The sequence below is a fragment of the Cohnella herbarum genome (genome assembly GCF_012849095.1).
In the GTDB taxonomy this organism is placed as follows: domain Bacteria; phylum Bacillota; class Bacilli; order Paenibacillales; family Paenibacillaceae; genus Cohnella; species Cohnella herbarum.
Genome location: NZ_CP051680.1, coordinates 5,495,346 through 5,514,999, shown reverse-complemented (window position 1 = coordinate 5,514,999; position 19,654 = coordinate 5,495,346). Strand labels below are relative to the sequence as shown.

The window sequence follows — 19,654 nt, the reverse complement described above, 5'->3', positions numbered from 1 at the left end:
TCACCTCAAAGCTCTTATTCTGCTCTAAAATTAATGAAAGACTGTCCGTCGATCTTGGACTTAAACACGATCGATGTTATTTCCCCGGACCAGACCGTACCCGGTGCAACGCTTTGATGTACCCGGAATTCGATGGTCCCAGGCACATTCGTAACAGACAAAGGGGAGCCGGGAATTGTGCCGGTACTCAGAGCATCCTGCTTCGGCGTGAAGCTGTATAAGTCGATTACTTCCAATTCATCCGGATTGTACATCACGATAAACTTTCGCTCGCTGAAATCCTTTACATCGAACGCCAGCAAGGAAAAATGAAAGACTTGCCCCTGTACAACTTCAACCCGATAGTCGGGATTCGTGGTGCTTGTGACAAGAGCGGGACTCCATGCTGTTACTCCGGTCATGTTCTTCGCTCTCACCCGATAGGTGTGTGTCGTTCCCGGCGACAGACCTTCATCCAAATAGGTCGTATTGTTGCTACCGCCCACCGTTTTTCCGTCGATTTCGATATCGTATCCGGTTGCGCCCTCGACCCGTCCCCACTTCAGCTCGATGCTGTTGTTCGTAGGGAATCCCTCCAATTGGCCTGGAGCATCCGGCGGATTCGGTAGAGTGGATAAGGAGAGCATGGCCACCCAAACCCCTGAGGAACCACTCTGCTTCAACCTGATTTTATAGGTGTGATATTCATTCGGTGGAAGCCCGGTTTGCTGATATATTGTGCTGCTTCCGTTGTCCATAATGACGCCGTCCACCTCGATCTCGTACTCCGCGTCTGGCGCGACCGTATCCCAAGATAAGGTAATGGAAGAGTTAGTCACCACCGCTGCGAGATTCGTAAGAAAATCGTTCGCATCGCTCTGGCTCGGAAGCGTCCTCATCGTAACGGAGCTGCTCCATTCGCTCTTGCCGCTTATGTTTACAGCGCGAATCCGATATTTGTGCCTGCTGTCGGGTGATAACTCGGTATGAATAAACTGCGCGCTTGTCGTATTCGTGATTGTCGTACCGTTGATTTCGATGTCGTAGCTTTCCGCATGCGATACCTCGTACCAGATTAAAGAGATCGCCGTTCCATCCGCCGTCATCATAATATTCGTCGGAATATCCGGCTTCTCTGGATGAGTGGTCGCATACAGCGTTGAGCTCCACGGGCTTTTTCCTCCCGCATTCACGGCTCTGACCCGGTACGTATGCCCGCTTAGCGGATCCAAACCATCATGTGTGTATGTCGTACGAGTTCCGTTATCGAGAATCGCCCCGTCCGCCTCAATTTCGTAACTGTCCGCACCAGCGACCGGATCCCAATTCACCGTAATCTGATGAATAGTCGGCTGGGCAGCAAGCTGTTTGGGTGCTGTCGGCGGGTAAGGCAGAGTGACTTGAGTAACGGCATTGCTCCACTCGCTGGTCCCCCCGGCATTCTTCGCCCTGACTCGGTAGGTATGTTTAGTTAAAGGTAGCAAATCCTTAGCCACGTAGGATAACTGGTTACCATTATCGATCACCTTTCCGTCGGCTTCGATATCGTACCCGTCGGCGCCAGTAGAAGCATCCCAGGTGACCGTAACATCCGTTTGCGTCGATGTCGTATGTATATTGAGCGGAATCGACGGTGGATTAGGCAGGGTATTTATTGAAACCAGAGTGCTCCAATTTCCCGTTCCACCCGCATTGATGACTCGCACTCGATACTTATGCGGAGTATTGGGAGCAAGATTGTTATGAACATAGGCCGCGGAAACGCCGTTAGAAATAATTGTGCTATCTACCTCTATGTCGTAGCCGGTCGCTCCGCTGATCGCGGGCCAAGACAATCTGATGGAGCGCTGCTCGGCTACAGGTGTAATCGTTACAGGAGGAGCGGCGAGTGTCGTTCCCGATATCGCAGCGCTTGACGAAGTTTCAACTCCAGCTTCGTTCCTCGCTTTTATGGTCAAAACGTATGAAGTATTTGTTGTAAGTCCGGTTACGGTTATTTTTTTATTGACCGGAGCAAACCAGACGGGACTAGCGGTTAATGCACCGGTCGCGTTAACATATTGGCTTCCCGCCTGAATAACGTATTTGGTTCCAGCCGGATTGCTGTCGTTAACGGATAGCTCCAGGCCGTTTTCCATGGAACGGGTTACGGACAACGTTGGATTCTGAGCGGTTGTATAGATCTGCTGTTCGCGTAAAGAGACAAGCCCCACTTTGTCCCTAGCTTCAAATTTCACCTGATATACCGTATTAGGCATCAAGCTTGCGACTGAGTAAGACGTTTGGCTTGTCCAACCGCTTGTTACTGCTCCTACGGTATAGCGATAAGGAGACACATCTAGACCTGAACCGCCATCGCTCGCGGAGCCAGAAATCGAAACCGAGTTACCGGTAGAGGTAACACTTACCGAACCTAATGAAGGCAGAGTTTTATCCACGTATACATCAACGGATTTTTGACCCGTCTGTTGCCCGTTGCTGGCCGTAAATCTGAACGTATGCTTCCCTTCCGCCAATGCACCGATGTTCATCGCGCTAAAGCTGACCGTTTGTGCCGTTTGAGGATTGGAAACCGATTTGGTTTCCCTTGGCGATGCTTCACTATCCAGATAGTAAGCAACTGTCAATGGAGAAGCATTCGGTCCTGTCACCTTGATGGTCGGAATAAAGGAATTATCGTTTGGACCAAAAAACTGATTTACGACTGGAGCAACCACTTCCGTGACTTTGGGTATCGGCGTATAGTTTATGGTTAATGTCGGGGAAAGAAAATGTCTTAGGGTTTGGTTTTTCTCGTCCGTAAGCACTGGGAACAACTCAATTCCAAAATTCCCATTTCCTGCAATCACTTGACGAATATACTTCTCCATTCCTGTAAACACGACGGGAGCATTATTATTAGCAGGGGTGTTAACTGCGCTAATTAATTCACCTCGCCCCGGTATTTGGGAAGGATTGGCCGAAGACCAAGGCGATGAGTTCATATAGCTTTCAATGAGTAATGGGCGGTTATCCCCGCTGTTGGAGTTTGTGCGATACAATGACAATGAGGCGCTCGAGACAATCCCGTCAATAGAAGATAAATCGAAATTCAAATAGCTGATATAACCGTGATTCCACGCTCTTCCGCCGACAAATACTATAGAAGAAGGACTGTTGTAATAGAGATCGCTTGCACCGAAAGCCTGAACTATTCTATAAGCATATAGTGAAGGGGATAATGACACAGTGGGATCCACTTCGATCGGATAAATTAGTCCCGAGTCATCTACGGTGATATCGATGTATTGTTTATTTCCTTGTTTTCTCGAATTCTGATCGACAGATCTAACCGTTCCATTGGCATCAATCAGCGAAGCCGGTAAAATATGCAACTGATCCCTAGTCAATCCTGAACTAATTTCACCCTCAACTTCGAATGAAAAGGTTAATGGCGCATTTTTATCTTTAAGGATAAATGTTTCCTTCACTCCCTCGCCGAGCAACTGTAACGTCACATCTGTCGATGCCCATACATCTTCATAAATCAATGTCTGCTTGTCTGTCCGTTTTGCCTTTGCTTTGTTGGACGCTCCGACTGGCTTGAAGTATAGTTGATCCTGCTCTTTCTTAATGCTGTAGCCTTTATGAAAGTACATAGGCAATGAAATATCGAATGGAACCTGCAGGGCTTTGTATGAGGTATCGTCCTGATTGATCACTTTTAGCCGTTTCAGTTCCTTGTTCTTCTTACTAATTTGTTTGACTTCGCTTACGACTTCTCTTGACATCGGCGCGTTCATATCTTGAATTTCCGCTTCGTCGATTAATGCCGGCACGATATCCTGCCATTGTCCATTCTGATCTACATAATGCTGCGGCTCTAAGGTAATAACCGTCTGCTGCGTGCCGTCCCCCAGCAGATATTGCTTCGTATTGGCCGTGCGCTTTTCAACCAACTCCTGTCTACTCGTCTTTTCTTCAAGTTCGGCCGACCCGGCAGCTATTGCTGCCGTCATATTAGCGGTTTGTTCAGATGCATAACTCGATTTTCCATTTAATGGAATAATAAGAAAAAAGGATATAAGCAATACTGGCAGCACCTTTTGATACGACAATCAAAATCCCCTCCTGGTAGTGATCCGCTATTCGACGTAGTATGTGATTTTTGAAGATTCATTGGAATTCGCCGTAAAACGAATAATATTTACTGTCGTCCTCACGGCGTTCGAGATCCGGAAGACGATTCTCCCGTTCGCGATTTCACTAACGCTCATATTCGTGCCCCTGATCGGCCCGGCCGCCAATTCAATCTCGGGCGTAGCCACGCTCAAATCCTGAATATCCAGTTCTTCAGGATTATAAGTCACCGTAATAGTCCGTTCCGTCAGGCCCGCTATGCTAGGAGCTACGATAACGAAGTTAAACGTGGAGCCTTGCCCAACGTCAACCGTCAGCTCGGGAATGGTACGGGGTTTGATTTTGTTCGACCACGGGCTTGAACCGCTCGTATTCGAAGCTCTAACTCGATAGACGTGCATCGTATTCGGAACAAGATCCCGATGGACAAAGCTTGTCCCAGCTATCCCGGTGATGATCCGACCGTCAACTTCGAGATCGTAGTTAAAGCTTCCCGGCGATGCGTCCCATTGAAGCTCGATGTAATGCGTATTTGCAATCGCTCTAAAGCGCGTAGGCGTTACAGGAGGCGTAGCCTGAGTGCTAAGCTTGCTCCACTCGCTCCAATCGCCGACATCGTTGCCGCTCTTGGCGCGCACCCGGTACGTATGGACAGTGTTGGGCAGCAAATTGCGATGAATGTACGACGTTGCTGTACCCACATCCACGACGACCGTGTCCGCCTCTATTTCATAACCGGTTGCACCCGGTACGTCGTCCCATTCCACAGTGATTTCCGAGCTCGTCGCGAATAGTCTCGTTATTACTGGCGTACCTAACTGCGTAGCCTTCGTCAACGCGGCGCTCCAAGGACCTGGAATGGAGCCGCTCTTAGCCCTGACCCGATAAGCATGCCAGGAATACGGAAGCAGCCCGTCATGCAAATACGTTGTCACGTTTCCGACGTCGATGACCTCGCCGTCTACCATAAGCTCATAGGTCGTCGAACCCGGTACGGCCGTCCAAGAGAGGGCAATCGAAGTTTTCGATAGGGCTAGGGCAGTCAACAACGGTATATCCAACCCGGTTGTTTCGGACAGGAGCTCGCTCCATGGACCAGCACCCGCTTTGCTGATCGCACGCACGCGATAAGTATGCTCCGTGAACGGCTTCAACCCGGTATGCACGTAGGTCGTGCTCAGACCGTTCGGAACAACTTTGCCGTCCGCTTCAACCTCATAGCCTATCGAACCGACCACCGGATCCCAAGTGAGCGTAATCTCATTGCTAGTCGATACCGTATGCAAGTTTACAGGTACGCCGGACAATGTCGTATGCGTAATCGCCTCGCTCCAACTGCCGACGACGGAATCGTGTCTCGCCCGGACTCTGTATGTATGTTCCGTGTTGGCTTCCAATCCCGAATGGTCGTATTTCACGCTTGTCCCAACATCGACGGCAACTCCGTCAACCTCAAGATCATAGGAAGTAGCATCCGTTACTTCGTCCCATTCAAGCGTGATATGATCGCCGGCAACGGTCGTTGCGCGCAGATGGTGCGGAACGGACGGAAGCGTAACTGCTTGGACGGGTTGGCTCCATCCGCTCGATCCTTCGGTATTATTGGAACGAACGCGGTAAGTATGAATTGTGTTCGGCTGCAAGTTCTCATGCAAATACTGCAAGGCTGCAAGGCCGCCAACGATCGTGCCGTCGACTTCAATATCGTAACTATCCGCTCCGGAAACCGCATCCCAGCTCACTGCGATGGAAGTATCCGTCGCTACGGTATACAATGCGCCTGTCGCCCCGGGCATAGTCGACTTTACCACGATGGCGCTCCACTTTCCGGGACCGCTGGCATTATGCGCCCGAATCCTGAACGTACGCTGAATGTTCGGATTCAAATTAAGTTCGGTATACGTCGTAACATTACCGTTATCGATAATCGTGTTGTAGGTTTCAATATCATATCCGGCTGCCCCTACCACGTCATCCCATGTCAGCGTTACGGAATTGCTTGTCGACTGAAGCCGTATATTGTTGGGCACTTCCGGTAACGTCCACACATCCTGCAGCGCCGACCAGTTGCCCTTAATATCGCCGTCGATCGCTCTGACTCTATACTTATGCAGAGTGCCCGGTTCCAGCGGAGCGTGCGTAAAGGCGGATTGGTTGCCGAAAGATTGTATGATCCCATCCACCTCTAACTCGTAACCGTTCGCATTGAAAGCCGTCGTCCACACGACATTCACGTCGTTCTCCGTCGCGGTCGCCGTAAGAATCGGCATTGCAAACGGCCACAATTGACTTTGCGGCACGATCTCCTTCGCGCCGGACGCGCTAGCCCAATTCAATTTGGCTAAAGGCTGCCCCCCTCGATTGGCGTACTCGAGCCTGATGTCATAATCGACTCCGGCTTCGAGAGCAAGCGAACCGGAATACTTGCCGTTACCCGTTTTCTCCCATTTGTCGATAAGAAGCACGCCGTTCACCCACAACTTCACCCCGCCGCGAACGTCCGCTTCGAATTCGTACGTCTCGGTGAAATAGGGGGTAATCTGTCCCGTCCATCTCACCGACATATTACCGTCGTTAAGACCGGCCTTGGCAATTGGCAGTTTGTTGCTCACGTTTACGTTCTCGTCCACCACGGTGAACAGATCGCCGGTTAGATCCGCTTCGGTATAATACTCCGCTAGCAACCCGTTAATCCTGTAATGCAATTTCGTTTGGCCGCTCGCCCCAATACCGGTAACGATAATCGGCTTCTGATTCGCAGTGATGCTGCCGCCGATCGCGACGACGCCTCCGGTTTGAATGCTCAAATGATTATTAACGTGAATATCGTCGCGAATGAATACATCTCCGCTGCTGACGCTGATAGTCCCCATTTGGTTATTCGACACCAAACTGCCGACGAGCATTTCTTGCGAGATGGTCATATCTACCTTGGTATTGATGTGCATTTGGCCGGCAACAAGAAGCCGATCGGCCTGTACGTTCAATTGGCCATTGTTATAGATTAGGCTTCCAGTTACAAAGTCGCCTGACACCCGCGCGACAGAATCATTGTTCAAATGAATCGTGCCGCCAACCCACAAATCCCCTTTTCCGGTTGCTGCCGGATGATCTGGCGCATTCACGTTCAGCGTCAAATTGGTGTTCGCATTCAAATTTCCCTTAACCGCCAGAGTCCCATATACGGTAAGCGTTAAATTCCGGTTCGTATTCAAACCGTCCAAGATAAGAAATACCGGCTTGGACGGCGAGCCGAACGTTGCGGAAGCATCCAGATTCAGATGCCCCGCCTTCATCACCACATATTCATTCGGACTTCTTAAAATCGCCGATTCCAGATTGCTTGAATTGCAGCCACCGCAAGATTCGGCTTGTTGCCCCATCGATGCGATGCGTTGTTCCATTACCGATATTTGTTCGTTCATATACTTATCGATAGCTTGACCCAGCTCTTTCACCCTGACGGACGGAATGGCATTGTGTTCATTGCTCTGCGATCCGGACAAAATAATCTTGTCTCCGGGCACCTTATTTTGCTCCGCAGGCAACCCGATATAAGGCGAAAAAGTCGGACGGTTAGCCGGAACGATCTTCGTGATCGCTATCGAGTGGATGAAGGCAGAAGGGCTAACCGGATCACCCTTCATTGTTAATCTGCCGTCGTTCAATTGAATACGCTTCTTCACCTTGTCGTGTCCGCCAGCCGGAAGAGCGAAGTGATCCCAGAACACGACATTCTCAACCTGAAGCGTATTGGTGCTGCCGTATACGGCATTGCCTACACTGATTTCGACCTCGTAGGTACCGGCCGACAGCGCAATTTCCCATTGCCCCCCGGCCTGCATATTGATGGCTGAATCCAGCAACGAAGAACCATAGACGGCTTCGCTGACCGAATAAGAAGTATGATCGAAATTCCATCCGTATGTATATCCGTTCCGTTCTCCGTAAGTCTCCCCGTAATCCGGTATGTACGCTTCCGTCGCAGGCGCTTCCGGCGACTTGAACTGAATGCTGATATCGGGCGCTGCGGGCGCTGCATGGGTATAAGAATTCCAAATTTCCGGAACGATGATCTGCGCAAGCAGGACTAAACATAAAATCTTAACTAACATGGATACTAATCGACTCTTCATGCTTCATTTCTCCCTCTACTGAAAAAATAGGCGATACAAACAAAAAAAAGCCATGAGAGCAGGCAACCCGGCTACCATAGCGATCGGTCATTCGACCGGCGCTTTAGGCCCGTGGCTTTGCGTCCCTGTCTTTCGAGCAGGTTTGCCTTTTTCAATTCACTTGGCAGTACTTAAAGGTTTCTTTATGCATTCAGAATAGGAAGAATTACCCTGTAATACTTTGACATTTTACACGCATTTCCTTTTTTATTCTACTAATTTTTTCATATTTTGAGACTTAAGACGTAAATAAAGAGAGAAAATGTAGGGCTTGTTTATCATTTCATATTTGAGAGGTTTGAAGTAGTTATGAGGACACTCGGAAAACGATGGTAGGTGGCAGCCACTTTGCCAACTATAGGTGATCGGGAGGAGATTGGGCTATTCCTGCACGCCAAAAAAGCCAGCCAAATGGCTGACTCCCTCGCGTTCTATATCATTCGCAGAAAAGCGTTAAAGACCGAGAGGGTCTTCCTCCCGCTTGCGGGCTTCTTCCTTAAGCACGGTGTAGAGTCCCAAGATGTCTTCTTTTCGGTTGGATTCCGTCAGACGTTCGATCCTCACGGTTAACGTACGCTGACCGAATTGGATGTCCAGCACATCCCCGATTTTGACGACGGTGCTCGGTTTTGCCTCTTTACCGTTGAGAAGGACGCGTCCTTGATCGGACACGTCCTTCGCGACGGTGCGGCGCTTAATGAGCCGCGACACCTTCAGAAACTTATCAAGACGCATGAATTACTTAACGGCGTCTTTCAATTTGTTACCCGCTTTGAAAGCAGGTACTTTGGAAGCTGGAATCGTGATGGAGTTACCCGTTTGCGGGTTGCGGCCTACGCGACCGGAACGGCTACGAGTTTCGAACGTGCCGAAGCCGATCAATTGAACTTTGTCTCCGCTAGCAAGAGCGTCAGTTACTTCGCCAAGGAAGCCATTCAATACGGATTCTACGTCTTTCTTCGTCAAGCCGCTTTTTTCTGCGATGTTGTTGATCAGGTCTGTTTTGTTCATGGTACGGAATTCCTCCTATGATTGTTGCTTTTATTACGTTCCTGCGAGCCCAATTGCCGCTTGAAACGTTTGATTGTTTAATGCACGAAGGATACTATTCTGTCCTTTGTTAAAAAAATCCTGCCAAACTTGAAAAATATTTCTCGAAATAGGTAGAAAGTACGGGGATTTCGGCGAAATTTAGGTTTTTTTAAGGTAAAATGTGCGTTTTAGCCTCCTGCCACCATGCTTCCATCTCTAACAAGTCAGTCTCCCCAAAAGTACGCCCTTTTATACGCAACTGCTCCTCAATGTACTTGAACCGATTCGCGAATTTGCGATTGGTACCGGCGAGCGCTTCCTCCGGATCGGCTTTGATAAACCTCGAGGCATTCACGACCGCGAATAGCAGATCCCCCAATTCGTCCTTCTGACGCTCCGGGGACTCCTCTTTAACGGCATGTCGAAGCTCTTGCAGCTCCTCTTCGATTTTGTCGAATACGCCGTTCAAATCGGGCCAATCGAAACCTACGCTTGACGCTTTCTTCTGTTGCTTATGCGCGCGGGGAAGCGCGGGCAAATCTTTCGGAATACCGTCGAGGATCGATTGACGCTCCGGAATGCCTTTGCGCTTCTTCTCCTCGGCTTTCATTTGCTCCCAATTCTCCAACGCCTCTTCCGCATCTTGGGCATTCTCGCCGCCAAAGACGTGCGGATGCCGGAAAATCAGCTTGTCGTTCAGTTCGGCCAATACATCGTATACGTCGAAGGCTCCCGCCTCCTCTTCCATCTGGCTGTGTAGCAGTACCTGAAGAACGACGTCGCCGAATTCCTCTTTCATGCCGTCCGGATCATCGAGATCAAGCGCCTCTATGGCCTCGAAAGTCTCTTCGATAAAATTCCGGCGAATCGATTGATGCGTCTGCTCGCGATCCCATGGACAACCCTCAGGACTGCGAAGGATGGAGACGATCTCGTGCAGCCGTTCGAATGAGCGCCTGCGAAGCCGATCATCGGAGTCAGCGGGTATGTATACGAGCATGAGGTTACCGTAAGACTCCAACCGGTCGAGTTCATGCAAGGGGATCTGCACAATGTTCTCTTGCCCGTCTACGCCCAACGCTTGTCCCACGATTACGGGATGGTCGTCCGGATAAACGTTCATGAGCATTAGTTTGACTTCGGAAGCGGTATAAGAATCATACACTTGTCCGATAACGGTATGCAACCGAGGCCTTAGGTGCTCGCGCGTTAATTCCGAAGCATCCAGAAGTTGAAAGCCTTCGATCGGGTCGAAGCCTAGACGCGTAAAAGCCTGGTCTAGAAAGCTTTCTCCGCCCAACAGGCGAAGCTCGATCCCCTCCTCGGGCGCGCGTTCACGAAGCAATTGAACCGTTCGTTCCGCGACCATGGGGTGGCCGGGTACCGCGTAGAGGATAGTTTCATTCTCATGGCTTCCGGCAGCTGCAAGCAGTTCGCTCGCGATCGTCTCGTAAACTTCTTCGAACGATTCGAGTCGCTCGTACAGGCGATCGTAGGATTCGAACGTGATATCGCGTCGTTTCAGATCGGTAACGGCCGGATGGTCGGCCGTGCGCACGTAGCGGCGCTTAGTTTGCTCCAACGCCTTCAGCGTGCCTAACGTTAACTGGTCTTCTCCGCCGGAGCCGAGACCGACGACCGTTATGGATGGCGGCATAGTAGAGATCATCCTTTCTAGTTACGTCTTTATGTCGTTTAATTTGAACTAGGGTTAAAAAGAGTGAACACGCTCACAGGATCATTGTCATAACGACTGCAAAGCTGAACTACTTTGGGGTAGATTTGAAAAAGGCGTGAACGCGCAGCAGGTACCTGTCGATCCGGCTGCCGGATAGTCCCGGCAGCTCTCGCCATTGCTGCGGAGCGACGGCGCCCAAGGCGACGAGCCCCGCGGCGAAGACGGCGGCACCGACCGCGACGCCCGGCACGGCGACGAGCAAGGCCGCCACGCGCTCCGGCAAGGCGGCGGTAACCGCGCCTAGGCCGAGCGCGAGCAGCGCCACCGCGGCCGCCATGGCGGCCAGCGCAGCGCCCGAGCGCCACGCGAGGCTTACGCGCGGGGCGGGCAGTTGAACGCGCTGACGCAACGACAGCGCGTTCAGCACCGCAGCGATGGCGAATGCAATCGCCATCGAAGCGGCTGCGCCGCGAATGCCGTGCGCGGGCACCAGCACGGCGTTGAGCGTCAACTTGAGCAGCGCGGCCGCGGCTAAGTTGACGGCGGGCGACCGCAGGTCGCCCATGCCTTGCAGCAGCGCCGCGCTCACGGCTTGCAGCGTGCCGCCTACGGCGGCAAAAGCGATGATCGCCATCGCGGCGGTACCGTTGCCGTCGGCGAACAAGGCCCGATTGATCGGCGATGCGAGCAGCGCCAATCCGACTGCCGCGGCGCAGCCGATCCACCAAGCAAATCGCATGGTGAACACTGCCCTCGCCGCGAGTTCCCGAACATCGTCGCGCGCCCGTGCTGCCGTCAGCGCCGGAACGAGCGCCGACGCCGCGGCAGCCGCCCCCATGATCACGAGCTGCAACAAGGCCACGCCGCGGTTGTAAACGCCGAACTGCGCCAACGACCATGCCGATTCCGCATCTTCTTGCTGCAGGAACCGAGGGATCGAAAAAGCGTCGATCAACCCGAACAACGGCGCGACCAACGATGCGATTCCGATCGGAATGGCTACCGCGAGAATTCTTTTAAGCAGCGCTTGTCGGGTTTCAGGCAAGCGTACCTTTCGAATCGGCGGCGGCGTTAACTCCGAGGCAGCTTCCTTACCGAAACTTTTTTTCGCTCCCGTCGAGCGGATAATGAACGACTTATTCCGATTGCTGCCTACGCTCCAAAGCATAGCTATGAGTCCCGCTACGGCTCCCGTCGCAAGCCCGCCGTGCACGGCGGCAGCCGTTGCGGACGGCGACCAAGCCGCATCCACCGCCCAGATCAGGGCAACCAGCATGAATGCGACCCGCGCGAACTGCTCCGTAAGCTGCGACACCGCGGGGCGAAGCATTTCCATTCGTCCTTGCCGATACCCTCTAAGAACCGCGGTCGCGGGAGCAAACAGTAGTGCTAGCGAAGACATTCGGATGGCCGGAGCCGCCGACTCCAGACCCATCAAGCCCGCAAACCAATCCGCTCCCAACCACAGAATGCCGAACATGGCGATTCCGCTTGTTCCAAGCAGGACAAGAGCCCAACGAAGTACCCGATTAGCCCCGTTCTCATCCCCGTGAGCCCTTCTCTCCGCTACGAGGACGCTGACCGCGACGGGAATACCCGCGGAAGCTAACGTCATCCACATCACGGCTAACGCGTAGACCGCGCTATACAAACCGAAAGCTTCGTCTCCGGCCAAGTTCTGTAGCGGAATTTTCTGCAGCGTGCCGATCAGCTTAGAGAGGATAGCCGCTCCCCCGAGCAAAGCCGCTCCTTGCCACATTGCCTTTTTTCCCGAATTATCGGCTCCGTATTCAATTCCCATTTCCGACCATTCCCCATTCCTTCTTCGCCAAGCATAAACGGCTTCCGCTGTCCTTAGGGACGGCGGATAAACGTTTATGTCGGAGACGATTCAGTAATAGATAACGAATTTATATCTAATCTGAATCGTGAATAAACCCGGCTTCCACATTCTCCCGTTGCATGGCCTGTGCTTCGATTATAATCGAAAGCCGCAAAGCAAAAAAGCTTCCCGGCGACAGATAGTCATCTGTCCGGGAAACTTTTTCGCGATTGCTCGTTATGTTTATTGCTCCATTTGCTTCGCAAGGAAGCCTGCTGCGGTTTCCACCATCTTGCTCTCCATGTCTCCCATGTTCACCTGCTCGTCCTTGCTGAGCAGTACGACCGTGCCGATCGGATCTCCGCCCGCGACGATCGGAGCTGCCACGAACGAACTGAGCGTTTCGCTCACGTCGCGCAGAACCTCATAGCTGCCCGATCCGGGTTCCAGAATGATTTTACGATTCTCCATGCAGCCTTCCAATAAATTGCCGATCGGTTTTTCCAAATATTCCTTCTTGGATGCTCCGGCTACGGCAATAAAGGTATCACGGTCGGAGATCATGGCGACATGACCCGTGCTCTCGAACAATGACTCTGCGTACTCTTTGGCAAAATCGCCCAACTCGCCGATCGGAGAATATTTTTTGAGAATAACTTCACCGTCGCGATCAACGAAAATTTCCAACGGATCCCCTTCGCGGATCCGGAGCGTGCGACGAATTTCTTTCGGAATGACGACCCGTCCGAGGTCATCAATACGGCGTACAATCCCGGTTGCTTTCATAGCTCGTGTTGCCCCACTTTCATTGGTGTATTCGCTCTGCAGTCGTCGGCGTGGATGACATGCCGACCTTTATGACGAACGCTTGATCAATCGGAAAAAGGTGACATTGAATCGTAAATGTAGTATTTAACCTCTCCCATTTTCTTATGCGCGCACCCTCTACTGGTGGAATCATCCAATTGATAAAAATATCCGGGCGTTTCGACGCTCAGCCACTCCGAAGAACTTAAAAATTGCCGCTCCCGCGCCGAAATGGCAGCAAGAGCAGCAAGAGTCCGTCGAAGATTCGGGACTGACATGTCGCACCTTAAGTTCCCAAAAATAATGGGTTGATCCAAGCCATGATGATTTTCCGATTGAAGATCAAGAATCCGAATTTGTTAAGTCTACACGTATTTAAGCAAAAATCAAAATTTAGACCTTACTCTTCCTTGTGCTTCAACAGAGCGGCCAGTTCTCTCCTAAGCTTCAGGAATTCCGAATGCTCGCGCACCTCCGACGTGCGTTCCGCGGGCAACGTTACGGGATAGGCCTTCAGAATCCGGCCCGGTCCCGCCCCCATCACGATGATGCGTTGCGAAAGAAAGATCGCTTCGTCGATATCGTGCGTGATGAACAGGACGGTCGTCTTTTCCTTCTCCCATACGTCAAGCAGCGCTTCCTGCATCTCCAGCTTCGTCTGCGCGTCGAGCGCTCCGAAGGGTTCGTCCATTAGCAACACCTTAGGCCCGTTAGCGAGAGCCCTAGCGATCGCCACGCGTTGCTTCATCCCGCCCGACAGCTGCTTCGGAAACCGATTCGCGAACGGCTCCAGCCGGGTGATTCGTAAATATCGGTTGGAAATCGCGCGGCGCTCCAGAATCGAGACTCCCTTAAGCTTTGGTCCGTATTCGATATTTTGACGGACCGTTAGCCAAGGAAAGAGCGTATACCCCTGGAACACCATGCCCCGATCGGCACCCGGTCCCACGACCGAATCGCCGTCCACGCAGACCGCTCCTTCGTTGGCCTCCTCCAAGCCCGCCACGATGCGCAATAGAGTGGATTTTCCGCAACCGGAAGGACCCAATATCGTCACGAACTCGTTCGCGCGAATTTCCAAATCGATATTGTCCAAAGCCCGAAAGCTCGTTTTCCCCGTCTTAAAAGTTTTTCCCACGCCCCGAATCGCTATCGCGCCCAATCCCCCTCCAGTCGAGAGTCCTTGGGACGTTATCGTTGCCGGCGTGCCGATGACTCCGTTACCGGTTGCCTCCATCGTTTCGCTCATGGCCTATTCCTCCTTCGGCGTTCATTACGCCCATGGGTACAACCGACGGTTAAGGAAAGCAAAGATTCGGTCGCTTATTAAGCCAAGCAGGCCTATAACAATGATGCCGACGAATATTTGCTCCGTATTCAAGAATCTTTGGGCTTTCATGATCGCGTATCCGAGCCCGCTATTCACGGCGACGAGCTCCGCGACGACCAAATAGGTCCATGCCCAGCCCAGCATCAATCGGAGCGTATTCAGCAATCGGGGCTGTACGGCCGGGATGATGACGGTCTGAATCACCTGCCACCGACTTGCCCCTAGCGTAAAGGAGGCTTGCACCAAATCCTTGGACACAAGTCGAGTGTCCGCGGCGACCATCAACACGAGTTGAAAGAAGCACCCTATGAAGATAAGCAGGATTTTGGCCCACTCGCCAATGCCGGCCCATACCATGATTAACGGAATGAACGCCACTGCGGGCATGTAACGGATAAATTCCATCGGCGGCTCGATGAAGGCTTCCCCATAACGATAGGTTCCTGCGAACAGACCGATCGGAATAGCTAAGAGACAGGCAAGCGCAAACCCTGCCATTACCCGGAAAACGCTAATCCCGATATGGTTCCAGTAGACGCTCGTGCCTAGCTGATCGAACAGACTTACGAGCACCTTGTCCGGCGTAGGCAGGAAAATCGGATTCACGAGTTGTCCATAGCTTAAGACCGACCAGAAAGAGAGCATAACGAGAAAAGAGGCGATCGCGGTAATCCCGAAGCCGCGCCTCGGGATATCTTCGAAGATTTGCATGGCATGCCTTTTTCTGGTCTTCGCACTTGAAACCGGGGGAGACGGTGACGACGCAGACCCGATAATGGTATCCGCAACCGTAACTCCGCCTGTTGCATTGGGCTTACTCATATGCCGTCACTCCCCTGCTGCTTTTTGTACGAATTTAGGCTCGAGCAGTGCGTCAACGTCAGGGATCTCGCTTATCATATCTAGCTTTTTCAGGAACTCCGCCGTCTTCTTGCCCGTGAATGATAGGGAGGTCAATTCCTCCCGTTGGCCGAAAGCGTTGACGTTGTCTTCCTTGCTGAACAGCTTGATGCTCTCGAGTCCAAGTTTGAAATCTTCCGGTGTCGTCTCGGCCCGCTTCGCCATGATTTCGATGGACTCCGTTTCGTTGGCTTTGAAATATTCAAGCGCCTCGAACCAAGCGTCGACGATCTTCTGAACGTCGTCCGAACGATCCTTTACGACGCTTTCGCGGAAAACGAGCAAATCGGGAATGAGCCCCGGCGTTTCTTTCGACGAGAACAAGATCTTGCCTTTGCCTTCCTTGACCGCCTTGGTCTGGAACGGCTCCCATAGCACGGAAGCGTCCGTGTTGCCTGCAATGAACGCCGGACCCGCGTCGTTGACCGTCATATTCACGTAATTGATATCGCCTTCGCCCAGTCCGTTCTGCTCTAGCGCCGTTAACAGAAGCAAATGGTCGACCGTCCCAAGCTCCGTGGCGACCGTCTTGCCCTTCAATTCCTTCACGCTTCCGATGTCAGGCTTGCTGACAATCGCGTCCCCGCCGTTCGAGTTGTCATTGACAAGCACGGCTTTTAACTTGATGCCCTTGGAGGCGGCAGGCAGCGTGTCGGACAACGTCTGGCTATTCGCATCGACTTTGCCCGTAGCCAGCGCCTGCAAGGAATCGCTATATACGGGAAACCACTCCAGCTTCACGTTAACGCCGTGTTTCTCGAAGAACCCTTTCTCCTCGACCAAATACCACATAAACCAGCCCGGCCAAGGGCTCAACGCGATGGAGATCGGCTCGTCAGAGCTTCCCGATTTCTCTTTGTTACCGCAAGCGGACAGTACGGACAGAACGCAAACGACGATAAGAATGACGGAGAATGCACTGAACAGCCGATTACGAGAAAGTTCCCGACTCCGATTCATAACGATCCCACTCCTTTGGATTTCGATTTGATCTTAGAAAATAACAAAAGCCTGGGAGAGAGGGTCTCCCAGGCTTTTGTCCTTCCGTGTGATATGGCGGGGCGGGCCTAACGTAACTCCGCGTTGCTCCCGTTGCCATACGCCATCTCTCGGACCAGCTTGACCTCACGCCAACGGAACCCTAGACGACTTTTGCGTTCCTAACTAGAGGAACCTTTATCTAATTGTCAACTTTGTTTACATTTTATCAGCCATTATCTAAAATCGTCAACACTTATGTTAGATATTATTACATTAAATCGTTAGATGCTTCATAACCGCCGGATCGTCCAGTTCCTCCCGCCCGCCTTGCCAAACGATCGTACCCTTCTCCATGATGTAGAAACGATCTCCGACGCTGCGAACGAAGTCCAAGCTTTGCTCCACGAGAAGAATCGCCGTCTTGCCCTCATCGCGGATCGACCGGATAACGTCTTGAATCGCATCCACGATAGAAGGCTGAATCCCTTCCGTCGGCTCATCGAGCACAAGTAAGTCCGGCTCGGAGATGAGCGCCCGCGCGAAAGCCAATTGCTGCTGCTGCCCGCCGCTCAAATCTCCGCCGCGACGTTTGTAGAAGGTCGGCAAAATCGGAAATTTCTCGATCGCCTCCGGCGGAATCGTTTTGCTTCGGCGCTTGGCGGAATCCGGATGAGCCTCCAGACCGACTCGCAAATTCTCATAGACGGTCAATTGGGAGAAAATCTCCCGCCCTTGCGGAACGTAACCGATACCCTTCTTCGCCCGCTCTCCCGGTGCCCGCTTCGTTACGTCCGCTCCTTTGAAGGATACGGAGCCTTTTCTTGCCTTAAGAAGTCCCATGATGCTTTTGACCAACGTAGACTTCCCTACGCCGTTGCGCCCCATCAGGCAGACGACTTGCCCCGGTTCAACCGTAAGCGACACGTCCCGTAAAATAACGCTCTCGCCGTATCCCGCTTCAAGCCGTTGAACTGATAACATCGTAATCCCGCCTTTTCCTGCCCAGATACACTTCCGCCACCCGGTCGTCCCTTTGCACTTCGTCCATGGACCCTTCCTTCAACAGCTTCCCTTCGTGCATAACGGTGACTTTGCTAGCGAAATTACGCACGAATTCCATATCATGCTCTACGACCACCACCGTACGTTTACGTACGATTTCCTGCAGCAGCTCGCCCGTTTTGTCCGTTTCCTTATCCGTCATCCCGGCTACCGGTTCATCCAATAACAGAATTTCCGGCTCCTGAAGGAGCATCATGCCGATTTCCAACCACTGCTTCTCCCCATGCGACAGGAGACCGGCGCGAAGCCGTTTCTTGTCGCCCAATCCGATCAACTCCAACTCCGCCTCCATGCGCTCTTGGTCGCTTTTCTTCATCGAAGCCCGCAAAGTCGCCCAAACTCCGCGGTTTTGGGACATCGCGATCTCCAAATTTTCTTCCACGGTTAAACCGGAGAAAATCGAAGGCGTCTGGAACTTCCGTCCGATGCCCAATTGCGCGATCTCATGCTCCTTACGCCGAGTTACGTCTACCGTCCCTTCGCGCCCATGGAATGCGACGCTGCCCGATGCGGGTCTCACTTTGCCGCAGATCGCGTCCAACATCGTCGTTTTCCCCGCGCCGTTCGGCCCGATGAGGAACCGAAGCTCGCCCGCGGCAAGCTCCAAGCTCATTTCTTGTACCGCCTTGAATCCATCAAACGACACCGTTACCTTCTGGCACGACAGAATTGAGTTTGATTTCATTCGTACTCCGCCTCCTAATGATCGTTTGGCGCAATTGACGGATCAAACCGACGATTCCGCCCGGTAAGAATACAGTGACCACGATAAACAACGCCCCGAGAAAAAATAACCAAAAATCCGGATAGGACGCGCTGAGTTCGCTCTTCGCTTGCGTCATGATGACGGCCCCGATAACGGCACCTACCAATGTCCCGCGCCCTCCGATGGCGACTAGAAGCACCATTTCGATAGACGGCACGATGGCCATCATCGTCGGAGAAATAATCCCTACATGGAGCACGAATAACATCCCCGCTACCCCCGCCAGTCCCGCCGATACGGCAAAAGCCGCCATCTGATAACTCGAAGGATCGTAACCCAGAAACCTCGTTCGGTTCTCTCCGTCCCGAATCGCCCTCAGCACCTTACCGAAGCGACTCTTGACCAAATATCTGCATAACAGAAATGCCAATATCAATGCCACAACGGTAGCCAAGTAAACCATCGTTTTAGCCGTATCCGACTTCAAGCTGTACCCGAACATTTTCGTATATCCGGTTAGTCCGTTCGTACCGCCCGTGTACGCCTGTTGACCCACGAATAAGGTCACCGTAATAATGACCAAAGCTTGGGTAAGAATCGTAAAATATACGCCGCGGATTCGGTTTCGGAAAGTGAAGAAGCCGAGCAGCAGCGCCAACCCGGCAGGAATGGCAATGCCCATTAAGGCCGCAAAAGCGAAGCTCTTGAACAGCTCCCAAAACCAAGGAAGCTTCGTTAACCCCATCCAATCCATGAAGTCGGGAATTCGCGACCCGCTCGACACGAGCTTCAGATGCATAGCCATCGCGTATGCTCCCAATCCGAAGAACACCCCGTGCCCCAAACTCAGAATACCCGTATAACCCCACAGCAGATCCAATCCCAAAGCCACGATGGCAAACGCCAAACATTTAGCCAATAAGTTTAAGCGAAAATCATTCAGATAGAGCGGAGCCGAGAACAATGCGGCCGCAGAGACGGCATAGCCGATCAACAACCAGACACGGCGCGGCAGTATAGAGGAGGATAGCACCGCGATCACCTTCTTCCTTACGTTTGTCTG

Annotated in this window: 13 protein-coding genes and 2 riboswitches; all 13 genes read right to left on the bottom strand. The window is 52.2% G+C overall.

What is annotated here, in order from left to right:
* Nucleotides 1-14 precede the first annotated feature (14 nt).
* The gene (locus HH215_RS23490; protein WP_169282101.1) at nucleotides 15-4,076 is read right to left on the bottom strand and encodes a fibronectin type III domain-containing protein; all 4,062 of its coding nucleotides are present in this window, start codon (nucleotides 4,074-4,076) and stop codon (nucleotides 15-17) included.
* A gap of 27 nt (nucleotides 4,077-4,103) precedes the next feature.
* Nucleotides 4,104-8,234, bottom strand: a complete 4,131-nt coding sequence (locus tag HH215_RS23485; protein WP_169282100.1) for a fibronectin type III domain-containing protein — start codon at nucleotides 8,232-8,234, stop codon at nucleotides 4,104-4,106.
* A 58-nt stretch (nucleotides 8,235-8,292) separates the two neighbouring features.
* Nucleotides 8,293-8,391: riboswitch (cyclic di-GMP riboswitch) on the bottom strand.
* A 335-nt stretch (nucleotides 8,392-8,726) separates the two neighbouring features.
* Nucleotides 8,727-9,008 (bottom strand): RNA-binding S4 domain-containing protein, encoded by a 282-nt coding sequence (locus tag HH215_RS23480; RefSeq protein ID WP_169282099.1) that lies wholly within the window; start codon nucleotides 9,006-9,008, stop codon nucleotides 8,727-8,729.
* Nucleotides 9,009-9,011: 3 nt separating this feature from the next.
* Nucleotides 9,012-9,284, bottom strand: a complete 273-nt coding sequence (gene hbs / locus HH215_RS23475) for a non-specific DNA-binding protein Hbs (RefSeq protein ID WP_169282098.1) — start codon at nucleotides 9,282-9,284, stop codon at nucleotides 9,012-9,014.
* Nucleotides 9,285-9,474: 190 nt separating this feature from the next.
* Nucleotides 9,475-10,962 (bottom strand): bifunctional methyltransferase/pyrophosphohydrolase YabN, encoded by a 1,488-nt coding sequence (gene yabN, locus HH215_RS23470; protein ID WP_169282097.1) that lies wholly within the window; start codon nucleotides 10,960-10,962, stop codon nucleotides 9,475-9,477.
* A gap of 109 nt (nucleotides 10,963-11,071) precedes the next feature.
* Nucleotides 11,072-12,784, bottom strand: coding sequence for a polysaccharide biosynthesis protein (locus HH215_RS23465; RefSeq protein ID WP_169282096.1), 1,713 nt, complete (start codon nucleotides 12,782-12,784; stop codon nucleotides 11,072-11,074).
* A gap of 264 nt (nucleotides 12,785-13,048) precedes the next feature.
* On the bottom strand, nucleotides 13,049-13,591 hold the full coding sequence (gene spoVT, locus HH215_RS23460) for a stage V sporulation protein T (protein ID WP_169282095.1): 543 nt from the start codon (nucleotides 13,589-13,591) through the stop codon (nucleotides 13,049-13,051).
* A 421-nt stretch (nucleotides 13,592-14,012) separates the two neighbouring features.
* Entirely contained in the window at nucleotides 14,013-14,861 is an 849-nt protein-coding gene (locus tag HH215_RS23455; RefSeq protein WP_254450195.1) for an ABC transporter ATP-binding protein, read from the bottom strand.
* Between the two features lie 24 nt (nucleotides 14,862-14,885).
* Nucleotides 14,886-15,764, bottom strand: a complete 879-nt coding sequence (locus tag HH215_RS23450) for an ABC transporter permease (protein ID WP_310735500.1) — start codon at nucleotides 15,762-15,764, stop codon at nucleotides 14,886-14,888.
* A gap of 6 nt (nucleotides 15,765-15,770) precedes the next feature.
* A complete protein-coding gene (locus HH215_RS23445) occupies nucleotides 15,771-16,802 on the bottom strand; it encodes an ABC transporter substrate-binding protein (protein ID WP_169282094.1) in 1,032 nt (343 codons plus the stop codon).
* A 63-nt stretch (nucleotides 16,803-16,865) separates the two neighbouring features.
* Nucleotides 16,866-16,998: riboswitch (guanidine-I (ykkC/yxkD leader) on the bottom strand.
* Nucleotides 16,999-17,096: 98 nt separating this feature from the next.
* Nucleotides 17,097-17,804: an urea ABC transporter ATP-binding subunit UrtE gene (urtE, locus tag HH215_RS23440; RefSeq protein WP_169282093.1), complete on the bottom strand. Its 708-nt coding sequence runs from the start codon at nucleotides 17,802-17,804 to the stop codon at nucleotides 17,097-17,099.
* On the bottom strand, nucleotides 17,782-18,570 hold the full coding sequence (urtD, locus tag HH215_RS23435) for an urea ABC transporter ATP-binding protein UrtD (protein ID WP_169282092.1): 789 nt from the start codon (nucleotides 18,568-18,570) through the stop codon (nucleotides 17,782-17,784). The genes urtE and urtD overlap by 23 nt, the downstream gene beginning before the upstream one ends.
* A complete protein-coding gene (urtC, locus tag HH215_RS23430; protein WP_169282091.1) occupies nucleotides 18,521-19,624 on the bottom strand; it encodes an urea ABC transporter permease subunit UrtC in 1,104 nt (367 codons plus the stop codon). The genes urtD and urtC overlap by 50 nt, the downstream gene beginning before the upstream one ends.
* Nucleotides 19,625-19,654 lie beyond the last annotated feature (30 nt).

Bases quoted from the DNA above. Each gene is read 5' to 3' on its own strand.
- HH215_RS23485 (WP_169282100.1), bottom strand. From the start codon at position 8,234: ATGAAGAGTCGATTAGTATCCATGTTAGTTAAGATTTTATGTTTAGTC.
- HH215_RS23480 (WP_169282099.1), bottom strand. From the start codon at position 9,008: ATGCGTCTTGATAAGTTTCTGAAGGTGTCGCGGCTCATTAAGCGCCGC.
- hbs (WP_169282098.1), bottom strand. From the start codon at position 9,284: ATGAACAAAACAGACCTGATCAACAACATCGCAGAAAAAAGCGGCTTG.
- yabN (WP_169282097.1), bottom strand. From the start codon at position 10,962: ATGCCGCCATCCATAACGGTCGTCGGTCTCGGCTCCGGCGGAGAAGAC.
- HH215_RS23465 (WP_169282096.1), bottom strand. From the start codon at position 12,784: ATGGGAATTGAATACGGAGCCGATAATTCGGGAAAAAAGGCAATGTGG.
- spoVT (WP_169282095.1), bottom strand. From the start codon at position 13,591: ATGAAAGCAACCGGGATTGTACGCCGTATTGATGACCTCGGACGGGTC.
- HH215_RS23455 (WP_254450195.1), bottom strand. From the start codon at position 14,861: ATGAGCGAAACGATGGAGGCAACCGGTAACGGAGTCATCGGCACGCCG.
- HH215_RS23450 (WP_310735500.1), bottom strand. From the start codon at position 15,764: ATGAGTAAGCCCAATGCAACAGGCGGAGTTACGGTTGCGGATACCATT.
- HH215_RS23445 (WP_169282094.1), bottom strand. From the start codon at position 16,802: ATGAATCGGAGTCGGGAACTTTCTCGTAATCGGCTGTTCAGTGCATTC.
- urtE (WP_169282093.1), bottom strand. From the start codon at position 17,804: ATGTTATCAGTTCAACGGCTTGAAGCGGGATACGGCGAGAGCGTTATT.
- urtD (WP_169282092.1), bottom strand. From the start codon at position 18,570: ATGAAATCAAACTCAATTCTGTCGTGCCAGAAGGTAACGGTGTCGTTT.